Origin of the sequence: Micromonospora sp. NPDC048930 (genome assembly GCF_043197935.1) — a bacterium.
Classification (GTDB): Bacteria; Actinomycetota; Actinomycetes; order Mycobacteriales; family Micromonosporaceae; genus Micromonospora.
Map to the genome: position 1 here is coordinate 389204 of NZ_JBICUB010000005.1, position 14620 is coordinate 403823.

The following is a 14620-nucleotide window of genomic DNA, read 5'->3' on the forward strand; positions in this document are numbered from 1 at the left end:
GGCCGCTGCGCCGGTTCGCGCGTCAGTCGTCGTTCAGGATGGTCCCGACGGCGACCGGGTCGGCGAGCCGGATCCCCGGCACGCCGGCCACGTACAGCTTGATCTGCTCGTCCGCCTCGACCTTCCTGTCACCGCGGACGGTCACCGGGAAGGTCAGCGACGTCTGGCCGGCGGCCAGCGTCCGGCAGCCGACGTACGCGTCGTAGTCCGACCCGGCCTGGGCCGTGGTGCCGTAGGTGGCGGCGCAGAGCAGGACCGGCTCGGAGAGCGGCCGGGAGACGGTCACCGTGAACGTCAGGGTGCTGTCGCCCTTGTCGCCCTCCAGCATTGAGGCGTCGGCCACGCTCAGCGACGGACGGGAGCGGAACCGGGCCACCTGCGGGTCGTGGTCGCTGGCCCCCCGGTCGCCCAGGCCCTCGGCGTCGGTCGGGTAGTCGGCGTTGATGTGCGCCGCCCGCACCTGCACCAGGTCACCGTGGAGCTTGTCGTTGACGAAGAGGTTGTCCAGCGTCTGCGCCTGCCCGCTGTACGTGTACGAGTAGGCCGCCGCCGGCACGTCCGCCGCCAGGTCGTCCCAGAGGTTGTGCATGCCGGCCTGGTACAGCGGGCCGAGCTGGTCCGACGGGGTCGGGTCGTCCCCGGTGGCGATCGGGTCGTCCGGGCGCGGGAAGACGTTGAGGTCACCGCCGTAGATGACCCGGGCGTCCGCGTCGTCCGCCTCGACGGCCTGCACCAGCGCGGCACCGTACGCGGCCTGCTCCCGCCGCTGCCCGACCCGGGTGTCCGGGCCGGACGAGAAGTGGTTGCTGACCGCCCAGAGCGTGTAGTGCTCGGTCGAGCCGGGGGCCGCCGCCACGGTGAACTTGGCCAGCTGCGCCGCCCGGGTGTAGACGTTCGAGCCGTCGACGCCGGTGGAGCGGTCCACGTCGGTCGGCAGCACCGCGTTGAACGCCTTCGGGTTCTGCACGTCCGCGTTGGACGGCAGGCCCGCCGAGCGGTACTGGACCGTCGGGGCGGTGCCCAGCAGCGGGTCCGCGGCGGCCGCCTCGGCCAGCGTCAGCCGGTCGGTGCGGTAGAGGAACGCCGAGGTGATGCCCCGGGCGTCCGCGCCGGTCCGGTCGTACGCCGCCGCGTACACGGGGCCGCCGTCTGCCGCGATGGCCAGCGCCAGCTCCTGGATGGTGTCCGGCGCGCCGTCGGCGTTGTCGGTGTCGCCGCAGACCAGCGCGCCATCGGTGACCGAGCAGATGTCCTGGTCCTCGGCCTCCTGCACCAGCACCAGGTCCGGGCTGTGCAGCGCGTTGACGATCTGCCGGGCCTCCACGTTCAGCCGCTCGGTGTACGCGGCCTCGCTCGCCGGCACGTAGTCGAACGGCGGGGAGACCCCGGTGCAGCCCGAGTTGCCGGCGAAGTCGCAGCCGTCGAACGGGTCGTCCCGGTAGTCGTACAGGTTCTCCACGTTGTACGTGGCGACCGCGACCTCGGCGTTCCGGTCGGCCGGCTGCGGCGGGTTGTTCTCCGACGGGTCCGCGCCACCGGTCAGGGTGACCTGCTCCGGCTGCACGCTGTACTTGCTGAACGCGTACGAGACGGCGCCGTAGGCGTCCTCGGTCAGGGTGTCGTACGTCCGGGCTTCGGGCAGCAGCGCGCGGGAGTCACCGGCGGTCGCCTTGACGCCCCCGGCGCCGATCAGGATGCGCTGGTTGTTGCCGTTGTCGAAGAGGGTGCCCGGGATGTCGTCCAGCGGGTGCGCGTCCCGGAACACCCGGCGGGCGTACGGGTCGGTCCGCTGCATGATCGGGTCCTCGCGGTCCAGCAGGTAGAACTCGGAGTCGGCGGTGGAGGCGTAGATGTGCCGCGGGGCGGACACCCCGCTGCCCGAGCGGACCCGCATCCGCTCGCCCTCGTGCCGCTCCCAGAACAGGTTGGCGGCGGCCGCGTCGGCCGGCGGGATCGCGTCGTCCACCCGGACGGCGGTGTCCACGTCCAGGCCGGAGTCCAGCTTCCGGACCAGGGAGGTGCTGGAGAGCTGGGTCTGGTTGAAGTACTCCGAGACCCGGCCGCGCAGCACCACCTCGTCGCCGACCGTCGGGGCGTAGCCGCCGATCAGCGTGGTGAACGAGCCCATGAAGACGAAGATGCCGTCCGAGGTGAGCGGGTCGCCGTCCTCGGCGCCCTTCCGGCTCTGCAGGTAGAAGCCGTTCTGGTCGGCGCCGGAGGAGCTGAGGGTCAGGGACTTCTGGGTGATCACGCCGCGCACGTCGTACAGCGTGGAGCTGGTGCCGTTGCCGCTGGCCGGCGCGAGCGGTGACCGGGCACCGCCGCCCTGCACCTCGCCCACCGACAGCAGGGTGGTGGCCTGCACCGTGAAGGTGCAGGTCGCGGTGCCGCCGTCGGCGTCCGTCGAGGTCATGGTGACCGCGTACGAGCCGGCCGGGAGGCCGGTCGCGGTCACGGTCGCGGTGGCCGTGCCGCCGGCCGCGGCCGCCGGGGTGAACGCGGTACGGCTGATCGAGCCGCTCGCCGGGGCCGGGCTGACCGAGGTGACCGCGAGGTCGGTGACGGTGTCGTCGGCGTCGGTGGCGGTGACCTGGCGGGTCGCCGTGGCGCCGGCCTCCACGGTCAGCGTGCCGCCGCAGCTCAGCGTCGCCGGCTGGTCGACCGGGCCGCCACCGTTGTCGGCGCTGTGGCTGCCCAGCCCGTCGAAGGTGTCGGTGGCGAAGCCGACCCACTGCGCGGCGGGGTCGAAGCCGTCCGACGGGTCGGTGTCGCCGGCGGTCACCGAGGGGAGGCGGCGCAGGGTGTTGTCGGCCGTGCTGGTGAGCCCGGTGCCCCACTCGGTGCCCGGGTCGACGCCGACCTGCCCGATCGAGTCGACCACGGTCGTGCCCTTGCGCAGCACGACCGCGTCGTCGCCGTTGTAGAGCGAACCGCCGTACGTCTGGTCGGCCTGGGCGAGGATCGCCGGCGCGGCCGAGGAGGCGGCGAAGACGAAGACGTCACCGGCGGCGACGGTGCCGCTCAGCGGGACGTTCGTCGACGTGGTGGCCCCGTTGAAGTAGAACTGGAGCTGGTAACCGCCGGCGGTCAGGTCGACCGGAGCGCCGGTGCCGTTGTAGAGCTCGATCGCCTTGTTGTTGGACGAGCCCTCGACGTACTCCGAGATGAACAGGTCGGTGGACGCGGCGCTGGCCGCGGGGGGTGCGAGGCCGACCGCTGTCAGGGATACGGCGGCGGTGGTCGCGAGCGCGGCGATGGAGCGGCGCGGGCGCATGAAGCCTCCACGATGGGTGGACAGGAACTAACGCACGTTAAGGGGCTTTCCGGTCCGCCGTCCATCCCCCGGGCAGCCGTTTGGTGAACACCCTTCAGCGATGGCTGTCGAGCCGGTGCACCAGTTCGGCGACGTCCACGCCGTATTCGCACCAGTCGCGGTCGGGACGATAACCCAGCTCCGCGTTGACCTTCAACATCGCCTCGTTGGCCTGCGCGTTCCAGGTCTGCACCTCGGCCAGCTCCGGCTCGGCCGAGCGCAGCTCCAGCAGCATCCGCGCCTTGATGGCCCGGTCGATGCCGTAGCCGCGGTGGTCCCGGACCACGATGGTGTCGTACTGGTCGGCTCGGGTCGGGTGCTGCGCCGGCACCACCACCTCGGTCAACCCGGCCACCTCGCCGGTCTGCTCGTGCCGGGCGAGCACGATGTACGGCTTCATGCCCCGCCGGTGCAGCGTGTCGAGGCTGTCCCGGAGCCGCTGCGGGTCGTACGAACTGGGGCGCAGCTCGCCGTCGTCGACGTCGCGCACCTCGGCCTTGGCCCGCGCGTACGCCTCCAACAGGTCGTCCGGCAGGCCGCCGGGGCAGAACTCCAGGTGGTAGCCGGCACCGACGCCGCCGGCCATCTCGGTCAGCGCCGGCCAGTCGACCGCGCCCAGGTCGAGCACGCTGCGGGTCTCGACGTACTCCCGGGTGAAGCCGAGCGACTCGTAGAACGCCACGGCCGGGGTGTCGCCGACCACCTCGACGCCGATCGACTGGAAACCCTCGTCCCAGACCCGGCGGGCGGCCACCCGCAGCAGCTCGCGGCCGAGCCCGGTGCGCCGGACCTCGGGGTGGACCAGCACCTCCAGCACCCCGATCCCGCCGAGGAGCAGCACGTTCACGTGGCCGAGCATGGCACCCGGCGTGCCGTCGGCGGCCGGGTCGGCCTGAGCGATCCAGGAGATCCGCCGCTCACCCGGCATTACCTCGGAGAGGTATTCCCGCAGGGAACTCTCCCGCCACGGTGGATCCAGCGGCAGGTCGGCCGCCAGGACCGCGTTCAGCGTGTCCAGCAGCGACGCGATCTCGGCGGACGACGCGGTCCGGGGGTCCCACTCGCGCACCATCACTCGTCTAGCTTGCCGGGAACCGCTGTCCGGGGGAAGGGTTCAGTTCTCGAATGTATCCAACCGGTCACGTCACGTACGGCTGAGTCGCCCGTACTCGTTGGCCTTGTCGAAGACGTCCTGGGCGTACCGGCGTACGTCGTTGTAGGAGAGGATGGCGCCCCACCAGTCGCCGGGGATGCTCATGTTCCGGCCACCGAGGCAGAGGTAGTTGCCTGCGGCCAGGGCCGCGTCGTCGATGTCGTGCGGGTTCCGGACCCCGTCGTTGTCGCCGTCCGCGCCGACCGTCTGCCAGGTGCTCGGGATGAACTGCATCGGGCCGATCGCGTGGTCCCAGACGGTGTCGCGGTCGAGCTGGCCCTGGTCGGAGTCGGGGATCCGGGACGTGCCGCCCTGCCCGTTGAGCGCGGGACCGACGATCTCCGGGGCGGAGACGCCGTCCGGCCGGAGCGTGGCGCCGTTGGCCGAGCCGTGCCGGGACTCGACGTACCCGATCGCGGCCAGCGTGGTCCAGCTGAGCTGGCAGCTCCGGTGCGTCTGCTCCAGCACCCGCTCGGTGTAGCCGTACGCCTGGAGGGCCACCACCGGGATGCCGGTCCGCTGGCTGACCTGCTGCGCCCACCCGGCCAGGGCGTCGGACGGGCGGCCGGTCACCGGCCCGACGACGGGCCCGGTCGGCGTCGGGGTCAGGGTCGCCAGCGGGTCGCCGGGCCCCGGGGTCAGGGTCCCGCCGGGCACCGCGCCACCCTCGGGCACGGCGCTCCCCGGGACCGTCGCGGTGGCGTCGACCGCCACCGGCTGCGGCTTGCGGACGGCGGCCGGCACCAGCAGCGCCCCGACGGTCGCGGTGGCCGCGATCAGGACGAGCAGGAACAGGCCGGACAGGGTGGTCCGCCCGCTGGGGCGGCGGGACCAGGCGCGGGTCGCCCGGGCGGCGCCGACGGTGAGCTGCCGGGGCGTGGGCACCCGGAGCGCGTGCGCGAACGGCCTGCGCCGCCGCCGACCGCCCGTCGGCTCGTCCTTCCCCGGCTCGTCCTTCGCCGGCTCGGCCTCGGTGTCGGTGGTGCTCTCCGGCGCGGTGGCCGCCGCCGTGCCGTCGGTCGAGGTGGCGTCCGCCGTCGGCCGGACCGCCGGGACCCCGGCGGCGGTGGGCGTGCCCGGCCCGTCCGTCGTGCCGGCGTCCGGAGTGGTCGGCTGCGCCTGGGGGCCGGTGCTCAGCGGCTTCGCGTCGGTGCCCGCTGGGGTGGCGTCGGTCGTGGTGGCTCCCGCCGGCTCGGTGACGCCCGCCGGAGCGTCGGCCGGCTTTGCGCCGGCCGCCGGGGTGTCGGCCGGCTCGCCGTCGGTCCCGGGGCCGTCCGCCGGGCCAGGCCCGGTGGTGCGGCGGGGTTTCGGGACGGGCCGGGAGGCGCCGACGCCGTCGGGCGGCACGGCCGGTCGCAGGGGCCGAATGGTCAGTCGCTCCTCGCCGTCCACCACCCGTCGAGTATCACCCATGGCCGCCGTGGCGTCAGGCCCGGCCGTACGCTGGAGGCATGCCCCGGTACGAGTTCCGCTGCCGCTCCTGCGGCGACACCTTCGAGGTCAACCGGCCGATGGCCGAAGCCGGCCGCCCGGCGTCCTGCCCGCAGGGACACGCCGACACCGTGAAGCTGCTGTCCACCGTCGCGGTCACCGGCCGGGGCGGGGGCGGTCCGGTCGGTGGCGGTGCCGCGCCGGCCGGTGGCGGCTGCTGCGGCGGCGCCTGCGGCTGCTGATCGGCCCGCCGACCTCGGCTCGCCGGTCGATCCGTACCTTGCCGGCGGTGTGATCCTTTGGCACCTTGAGTCGGAATCTGCCCGACCGTTCTCACGATGCGTGACGGCGCGATCATAGGGCAGCATGAACCCGACGTCAGGGGGCGGAGGTTCCACGCATGTCGCTACGGATCCACCTCCCGAGCGGATGGGTGACCTTCGTGTTCACCGACATCGAGGGCTCGACGCGGCTGGCCCAGCTGCTCGGTCCGGGCTATCGCCCGGTGCTGCGGGAACACCGTCGCCTGCTGCGCGACACGTTGGCCGGCACCGACGGGGCGGAGCTGCTGACCGAGGGGGACTCGTTCTTCCTCGCGTTCGGCGACGCGGCCACCGCGCTGACCGCCTGCCTGACCGCGCAGCGCGCGCTGTCCAGTCACGACTGGCCCACCCCGGAGGCCGCGCCCCGGGTGCGGATGGGCCTGCACACCGGGTACGCCGAACCCCGCGACGGCGAGTACGCCAGCCCCGAGGTGCACCGGGCGGCCCGGGTCGCCGCCGCCGCCCACGGTGGACAGGTGCTCTGCTCGGCCGCCACCGCCCGACACGCGCAGTCGCTGCCGGACGGGGCGTCCCTGTTGGACCTCGGCCTGCACCGGCTGCGCGGCTTCGACGACCGGGAACGCCTGTTCCAGTTGGTGGCGCCCGGCCTGGAGCGGAGCTTTCCGCGCCCCCGTACCGCGGACGCGGTGCCGCACAACCTGCCCACCCAGGTCACCTCGTTCGTCGGCCGGGAGGCGGAACGGGCCGAGCTGCGCCGGCTGGTCGACACGTACCGCCTGGTGACCGTGCTGGGCGCGGGCGGGGCGGGCAAGACGCGGCTGGCGGTGGAGCTGGCCTCGGGGATCGTCGAGGCGTACCCGGACGGGGTGTGGTTCGTCGACGTCGCCGCGGTGACCGACCCGGGCCTGGTGGCGTTCGAGATCGCCGCCGTGCTCGGGCTCCGGCCGGAGCCCGGCCGCCCGATGATCGACACCCTGGTCGAGTACGCGGCCGCCCGCCGGATGCTGATCGTGCTGGACACCTGCGACGCCCAGCCGGCGTCCTCGGCGGAGGTGATCTCCCGGCTGCTGGCCGGTGGCCGGGGCGTGCGGGTGCTCGCCACCAGCCGGGAGTCGTTCGGGCTGCCCGGTGAGGTGGTCTGGCGGATCCCCCCGCTCTCGGTCGACCCCCGCCCCGACGGCGGCGAGAGCGACGCGGTGGCCCTGCTGCTCGACCGGATGGCGGCGGCCCGGGGCGGCCGGTCGCCGGACCCGGCCGAGCAGGCGGACCTGCGCCGGGTGGTCCGCCGGCTGGACGGGCTGCCGCTCGCCATCGAGTTGGCCGCCGCCCGGCTGCGGGTGCTCTCGGCCGGGCAGCTCGCCGAGCGCCTGGACGACATGCTGGGCACGCTGGACGCCGGCCGGGAGGAGCCCGAGCCGTCCCCGGTGGAGGCCAGCTGGACCGGTAACCAGCAGGACACCGTCGACCTGGTGGCCGCCGCGACGGGGGCCGCCCCGCCCACCCCGGCGACCCGGGCCGGGCAGCGTTCGGCCAGCGAGCGGCACCTGACCATGCAGGCCACGGTGACCTGGTCGTACCGGACGTTGGGGGCGCGCTCGGCCCGACTGCTGCGCTGGCTGGCGGTCTTCGCCGGCCCGGTGGACCTGCCGACGGTGCAGTGGCTGCTCGACGACGACCCGCTCGACCCGCTCTCCGTGCTGGTGGACAAGTCGATGGTGCTGGCCGAGCCGCACGCCGCGGGCAGCACCTACCGGATGCTCGACCCGATCCGGGCGTACGCGGCGCGCCGGCTGATCGAGGCCGGCGAGGAGCAGACCGCCCGGGACCGGCACGTCGCCTGGTCCCGGCACGCCCTGGAGCAGGCCCACCTGGGCCCGGACGGCCGCCCGGTCACCCTCTCCCTGTACGCGCTGGACCCGCTCGCCGGGGAGCTGCGGGCCGCGCTGCGCTGGTGCGCCACCGGCGGCAGTGCCCGTTCCGGCCTGCGGCTGGCCGGCGGGCTGGACCAGTGGTGGCGGGAGCGGGGGCTGGCCCGGGAGGGGCGGCTCTGGCTGTTCCGGCTGTACGGCCGGATCGCCGAGACCGGCGAGCCGATCCCGGAGGCGGAGCTGGCGGCGGCGTACCACATGCACTCGCTGCACGCCGGCGCGGACGGCGAGTTCGCCGAGGAGCTGCGCTACTCGCAGCGGGCCGAGGCGGCCGCCCGGCAGGCCGGCGACCTGGGGCTGCTGGCCCGGGTGCTGGCGGGCCGGGCCGCGCCGCTGGTCGACATGGGACAGTTCGCCGAGGCGGAGCGGGTCTGCCGGGAGGTCATCGACTGGGCGTACGCGCAGGACGTGGTCTCCGACGCGCTGCTGGCCGTCTACAACCTGGCCGAGCTGCTGTGGCGCCGGGGCGCGCTGGACGAGGCGGCCGAGCTGCTCGGGGCGGCCCGCTCGGTGGAGGCGGCCCGCCCGGTGGAGCGGGGCCGGCGCTCGGTCGACATGCTGCTCGGCATGGTGGCGCTGGCGCGGGGGGATCTGGTGGCCGCGCACGAGCACCTGCTGGTGGCGCTCCGCTCCCGGATGAGCCACGGCTACCTGGGTCGGGCCTGCGACACGGTGAACGCGATCGCGGTGCGCTGCGCGCTGGGCGGCGCACCGCTCGTCGCGGCCCGGCTCTTCGGCGCGGCCCAGGCCACCCGGGCGAACCTGCGCGTCACCCCCGGCATCTACGGCCCGTACTGGCTGGAGCGGCAGGTGGAGCTGCGCCGGGTGCTCGGCGACGGGGCGTTCGACGCCGCGTACCTGGCGGGTGGCGAGCTGGCCCTCGAGGAGGCGGCGGCGCTCGCCCTCGAGGTCGAGCATCCCGACCTGGCGACCGGCTCTCCCCGCTTCACCACCGCCCCCGCTCCCCGCCGCCCCACCTCGCCCCGTTTCCCCCGCTCCACCACGGGCTGACCAGGGTGTTCGCGTCGGAAGGCCGGCGCGGACGCCCTGGTCAACGGGGGAGTGTTCAGCGCAGGGCGGCGCGGCGCTCGGCGTCGGCCTTGATCCGGGCGGCGCGGTCGAGGTCGGCCTGCTTCACCGCGGCGACCGAGCCGAAGACGCTGACCGCCTGGTAGTACGTCCAGGCCAGGCTGTAGCAGGCGGGCTGGACGACGAAGCTGTACGTGGCGCAGACCCGCTTCAGGTCGGCGTAGAAGGCGCTGTCCAGCCGGGACTTGTTGGCGGAGAACTGGCCCATCGCCTTGTAGTTGCGGTAGCCGAAGTCGTGCCGGTAGCAGGAGAGGCTGAAGTTGAAGCCGAGCGGGTTGTCCGGGCTGGACGAGCAGTAGTCGGTCGACCAGTCGAAGTTGTAGTCGGCCCAGGCGGCCTTGTTGAGCCGGCCGGCGTTCCAGGCGTTGTAGCTCGTGGCGCTGGTCTGGGTCCAGCTGTACAGGACGGAGAGCTTCTGTTCGGTGCTCACCGCGGCGGCCGCGGGTGCGGCCACGCCGAGGGCGGTGAGCAGGGAGAACGTGCCGGCGGCGAGGGCGGTGGCGAGACGTCGGGACACGGGAACCTCCGCGGGGTGGGCGACGGCGGGGACACCGGGGGATAGCCGGATGTCGATCAGTGTCGATCAATTCGGCGACGTCCAGCGATGGTCGGGGCGACCTCTTGGTGACATGCGTCCAAACAGACGAATGCCCCGGACGCCGTGGCGTCCGGGGCATTCGTTCGACCGTCAGCGCACGAAGCGCGGCGGGCTGACCGGGCCCTCGTTCCAGGACCGGTCCACGGCGCTCACGTAGTAGGTGTAGTGCGCGTCGGCCGCCGCCGTGGTGTCCACCCAGGACTGGAGGTCACCGTCGGTGCCCCGCACGCTGGCGACCAGGTGCGCGGCGTCGGCGAAGCCGCACCGGTCGGCCAGGCCGGTGCCGTCGAACCGGTAGATCGCGTACGAGGTGGCGGTGCCGAGCGGGCCCTCCCCGTTCGCCGGCTGCCGCCAGCTGAGGCGTACGCCGTCGTCCTGCCGGTCGGCGGCGGTGACCACCGGCGCGAGCAGCGGCTGCGACGGGAGCTGGGACATGGCCGGCACCAGCGCCGGGCGGGAGTAGTGCTCGGCGGCGTAGATGTCGGTGGCGCCGAGCCGGTTCGCCTTCACCTGCACCGCGGAGAAGTGCACGTTGCCGAGCACCTCCGGGTACGACCGGTTGAGTGTCAGGTGGTTCGACAGCTCGTTCGGGTTCATCCAGAACGACCCGTACGCCGGCTCGCCGCTCTTGTAGTCGGCCTGTCCGATGTAGAGCTGGACGTTCGTGCCGCGGACCTGCTCCGCCCACCACGGCACCAGCCGGGCGTAGTCGGCCGCCGGGTACTGACCGATGTACCAGTAGAGCTGCGGCACGATGTAGTCGATCCACTCCTCCTTGACCCACTTACGGGTGTCGGCGGAGATGATGTCGTACGACTGCGAGCCGGTGGTGTCCGAACCGTTCGGGTCGACCGACTTGTTGCGCCAGATGCCGAACGGGCTGACCCCGAACTTCACCCACGGCTTGACCGCCTTGATCTTGGCGTTCATCTCCTGGACCAGCAGGTTGATGTTGTCCCGTCGCCAGTCGGCCTTGTTGGTGAAGCCGCGGTTGTACTGGGCGAAGGTGGCGTCGTCCGGGTACTGGTAGGTGCCGCTCGGGTACGGGTAGAAGTAGTCGTCGAAGTGCACGGCGTCGACGTCGTACCGCTGCACCGCGTCCAGCATCGCGGTCTCGACGAACTCGCGGACCTCGGGAATGCCGGGGTTGTAGTAGAGCCGGCTGCCGGCGACCCCGGCCGGCGGGTACGCGAACACCCAGTCCGGGTGCTGGCGGGCCGGGTGGTTCGGGGCCAGCTTCGCGATGTCCGCGCCGGCGCCGCTGGGGGCCGGCATGGAGACCCGGTACGGGTTCATCCAGGCGTGGAACTCCAGGTTCCGCTTGTGCGACTCCTCGACGAGGAAGGCCAGCGGGTCCCAGCCCGGGTCCTGGCCCCGCACGCCGGTCAGGTACTCCGACCACGGCTCGTACGGCGAGGGCCAGAACGCGTCGGCGGTCGGGCGGACCTGGACCACGACGGCGTTGTGGTTCAGCTTCTGCGCCAGGTCGAGCCAGCCCAGGTACTCTGCCTTCTGCTTGGCGACCTGGTCCGGGGCGGTCTGGGAGGCCTTGGTGGGCCAGTCGATGTTGGTCACCGAGGCGATCCACATGGCCCGGAACTGCCGCTTCGGCGTGGCCGGGTCGGTGACGCAGGTGGTCGAGGTGGGGTCGGTCGTGGTGTCGTTCTCAGCGGCGGCCGCGGGGGTGCCGGCGACGAGCGCGCCGAGCAGCGCCACGGCCAGCCCGGCGGCGCCGAGCCGAGTTGCCTTCATGCGGTGCAGTCCCTTCGTTGGGGCTCCCGGGGCAGTGTCGGTGGCGGCGGACGCCCCGGGCGCATCCGGCAAGATTCGCCGCAGAACATCTGTCGCCGGTAGAAAACTTTCATCAATCCCGATGACGCGCAAGACTTCCGGGCGGATCGACGCCCAGGTGGGCCCGAATGTCCGAGGGGTGAGCCGGCCCACAGGGCGATTCGTGACCTTTCCGACACGCCCGGTAGCGGGCTGGTGGCGGGGCGGGTCAGGGGCGGGGTTGGGGGTTGGCGGTCGGGCCCTTGACGACCGGTTTGCCGTCCGTCCAGACGACCTCGTCGAGCCAGACCTGCCGACCCGGGTCGGTGCTGCCCTCCTGCCCCGGCGGCCAGGCGTGGTAGAGCAGCCAGGTCCGGCCGTCCTGCTCCACCATCGAGGCGTGCCCGGGGCCGGAGGCCACGTCGTTGGCCTTCAGGATCGGGTTCTCCGCGGCCTTCACGCACGGCCCGGCCGGGCTCTCGCAGATCGCGTAGCCCTCGGCGTACGTGGCCTTGTCGTAGGCGTTGGCGGCGAAGAAGAGATACAGCGTCCCGTCGTGCCGGTGGAAGAATGGCCCCTCGATCAGGCTGCCCTCCCAGGGCTCGGTCTGCTTCAACAGCCGCACCGGCGTACCGGTCAACCGGAGTCCGTCCGGGGAGAGGCGCTGGGACCAGAGCCAGGTGTCCACCCCGATCGCGTTGCCGTCGTTCTTCCAGAGCAGCCAGAGGCTCCCGTCCGTGTCCCGGTACGGGCTGGCGTCGATCGACCCGCCCAGCTCCGCCTGGCAGATCAGCGGCCCGGCCGAGTCGTCCCGGTACGGCCCCGACGGCGTGGTCGCCACCGCCCGCCCCACGCACTGCCGCCTGGAGGCCCGGTCGGCGACGGTGTAGTAGAGGACGAACCGGTCCGGCGCGAGCTGGATCGCCTCCGGCGCCCAGGTCCTGCCGGCGTCGGCCCAGTCGGGCAGCTCCGGCAGGGCGTCCCCGGCCGGCGCCCACTCCACCAGATCCGGCGAGCTGAGCACCGGGACGTTGCGGCCTCCCGAGTTGGTGTGGAACAGGTACCAGGTGTCACCCACCCGGATCGCCTGCGGGTCCGGGGCGTCCGTCCGGACCACTGGGTTGGTGAACACGTGGGCGTCCTCCGCCGTACTCGAAGGGGAACTCTTCTCCTGGCTGCCGCAGCCAGCGGCGAGTAGCGCGGCGGCGATGGCCGCCGCCGCGCCGAGCCGCCGCGGTCCGCTTCCGGTCATCCCTTCAGGCCGCTGCGGGAGACGCCCTGGATGACGTGCCGCTGGGCGAGTACGAAGAGGATCAGCACCGGGATGCTGGCCAGCACCGCGCCGGCCATGATGACCGGGTAGTCGGTCACGTACGCGCCCTGGAGCAGGCCGAGGCCGGCCGGCAGGGTGAGCCGTTCCGGGCTGAACAGCACGTAGACCGGCCAGAGGAAGTCGTTCCAGTTGGTCAGGAACGACAGCACCGCCAGGGTGGCCAGCGCCGGCTTCGACAGCGGCAGCAGCACCCGGGTGAACACCTCCCAGTGGTTCGCCCCGTCCAGCACCGCCGCCTCCTCCAGCTCGCGCGGGATGGAGAGGAAGAACTGGCGCAGGAAGAACACCCCGAACGCGCTCGCCGCGCCGGGGACGACCACCACGGTCAGGGTGTCGATCCAGTTCAGCCGCTCGGCGATCACGAAGTTCGGGATGATCAGCGAGGTGGGCGGGAGGAAGAGCGTCCCGACGATCAGCGCGAAGCTCAGCTTCCGGCCCCGGAACCGCAGCCGGGCCAGGGCGTACGCGGCCATCGACGCGGTGGCCAGCACCAGCAGCGTGTGCAGGCTGGCCGCCAGCATGCTGTTGACGAACCAGCGCAGCACCGGATTGGCGGTGTTGTTGACGATCTGGTCGTAGCCGTACGTGGAGAACGGGTTCGGCAGCCAGCTGGGCGGGTCCTGCTGCGCGTTGTCGTACGTCTTCAGCGAGGTGAGGAGCATCCACACCAGCGGGGTCACGAACACCGCGGTGATCAGGATCAGCACGGCGTAGCGCGCCACCCGGCGCACGGTCGTCATGGTCGCCCCCTCAGTCTTCCCGGTATCGGAACAGCCGGAAGTTGACGATGCTGACCACCGCCAGCATCAGCGCGAAGAGCACGCTCATCGCCGCCGCCCGGCCCGCGTCGTAGTCGCGCAGCCCCTCGTCGACGATCCGCCAGACCACCGTCCGGGTCTGCTCGCCCGGCGCGCCCTGCGTGATCAGGAACGACTGCCCGAAGACGTTCGCCGAGGCGAGGATGGTCGTGGTGAGCACGAAGAGCAGCACCGGCCGCAGCCCGGGCAGCGTGACGTGCCGGAACCGGTCCCAGCCGTTGGCGCCGTCCACCCGGGCCGCCTCGTACAGCTCCGCCGGGATGTCCTGGAGCCCGGCCAGGTAGATCACCGCGTTGAAGCCGCACGTCCACCAGACGGTCACGCCGACCAGGGAGACCCAGGCCCACGGCACGTCGGTGACCCACGGCGTGTCGGACGGCAGACCGACCATCCCGAGCAGCCGGTTGACCAGACCGAGGTTCGCGTCCAGCAGGAAGCGCCAGAGCAGGCCGATCACCGCGACGCCGAGGACGTACGGGGCGAAGAAGGCCGCCCGGAAGAAGGTCCGCCCGGGGAAGGCCCGGTTGAGCAGCAGCGCCAGCCCGAGCGGGACGACCACCAGCAGCGGCACGGAGAGCACGGTGAAGATCGCGGTCGCCCGGACGCTGGACCACCAGTCGGCGTAGATCGCCGAGTCGCTGGAGAAGAGGTCCCCGTAGTTGCCGAGCCCGACGAACGGGCGGTTCGGGAGCTGGAGGTCCCACTGGTGCAGGCTGATCCAGACCCCGAACAGGATCGGCGCCAGGCCGAAGACCAGGAACAGCACCAGGTACGGCGCGAGGAAGAGGTAGGGGGTCGCCCAGTGCCCCCGCTCGGTGGCGCCGCCCCGGCGACGGGTACGCCCCGCCGGGGGCGGCGCGTCGTCCCGCGCCGCCCCCACCTCGATCACGTCCGCCACGGCGG

10 protein-coding genes are annotated in these 14620 nt (G+C 72.9%); 2 read left to right on the forward strand and 8 right to left on the reverse strand.

From position 1 onward, the window contains the following. Positions 1-22 precede the first annotated feature (22 nt). From ACGFI9_RS16510 to ACGFI9_RS16520, 3 genes are all read right to left on the reverse strand, one after another. Entirely contained in the window at positions 23-3274 is a 3252-nt protein-coding gene (locus ACGFI9_RS16510; RefSeq protein ID WP_393178805.1) for a lamin tail domain-containing protein, read from the reverse strand. 94 nt (positions 3275-3368) lie between these two features. Continuing rightward, positions 3369-4385, reverse strand: a complete 1017-nt coding sequence (locus tag ACGFI9_RS16515) for a GNAT family N-acetyltransferase (RefSeq protein WP_393178806.1) — start codon at positions 4383-4385, stop codon at positions 3369-3371. A gap of 72 nt (positions 4386-4457) precedes the next feature. Then, positions 4458-5861 (reverse strand): lytic murein transglycosylase, encoded by a 1404-nt coding sequence (locus tag ACGFI9_RS16520; protein WP_393178908.1) that lies wholly within the window; start codon positions 5859-5861, stop codon positions 4458-4460. Positions 5862-5917: 56 nt separating this feature from the next. On the opposite strand from ACGFI9_RS16520, the gene ACGFI9_RS16525 reads away from it, so the two are divergent. Together ACGFI9_RS16525 and ACGFI9_RS16530 are read left to right on the forward strand one after the other, a co-directional pair. After that, positions 5918-6139 carry a zinc ribbon domain-containing protein gene (locus ACGFI9_RS16525; RefSeq protein ID WP_393178807.1) on the forward strand — a complete coding sequence of 74 codons (222 nt, stop codon included), beginning with the start codon at positions 5918-5920 and terminating at the stop codon, positions 6137-6139. 158 nt (positions 6140-6297) lie between these two features. Beyond that, positions 6298-9120 (forward strand): ATP-binding protein, encoded by a 2823-nt coding sequence (locus tag ACGFI9_RS16530; protein WP_393178808.1) that lies wholly within the window; start codon positions 6298-6300, stop codon positions 9118-9120. A gap of 55 nt (positions 9121-9175) precedes the next feature. Here the strand turns inward: ACGFI9_RS16530 and ACGFI9_RS16535 are convergent, their stop codons facing one another. The 5 genes from ACGFI9_RS16535 to ACGFI9_RS16555 form a co-directional block, all read right to left on the reverse strand. Further along, positions 9176-9715, reverse strand: coding sequence for a phospholipase (locus tag ACGFI9_RS16535; RefSeq protein ID WP_393178809.1), 540 nt, complete (start codon positions 9713-9715; stop codon positions 9176-9178). Between the two features lie 171 nt (positions 9716-9886). After that, positions 9887-11548: a glycoside hydrolase family 10 protein gene (locus ACGFI9_RS16540; protein ID WP_393178810.1), complete on the reverse strand. Its 1662-nt coding sequence runs from the start codon at positions 11546-11548 to the stop codon at positions 9887-9889. Between the two features lie 247 nt (positions 11549-11795). Further along, on the reverse strand, positions 11796-12818 hold the full coding sequence (locus tag ACGFI9_RS16545) for a glycoside hydrolase family 43 protein (RefSeq protein ID WP_393178811.1): 1023 nt from the start codon (positions 12816-12818) through the stop codon (positions 11796-11798). Continuing rightward, complete coding sequence (locus tag ACGFI9_RS16550) at positions 12815-13639, reverse strand: carbohydrate ABC transporter permease (RefSeq protein WP_393178812.1); 825 nt, start codon at positions 13637-13639, stop codon at positions 12815-12817. Before ACGFI9_RS16550 ends, ACGFI9_RS16545 begins: the two co-directional genes overlap by 4 nt. A gap of 10 nt (positions 13640-13649) precedes the next feature. Beyond that, positions 13650-14615 carry a carbohydrate ABC transporter permease gene (locus ACGFI9_RS16555; protein ID WP_393178813.1) on the reverse strand — a complete coding sequence of 322 codons (966 nt, stop codon included), beginning with the start codon at positions 14613-14615 and terminating at the stop codon, positions 13650-13652. Positions 14616-14620 lie beyond the last annotated feature (5 nt).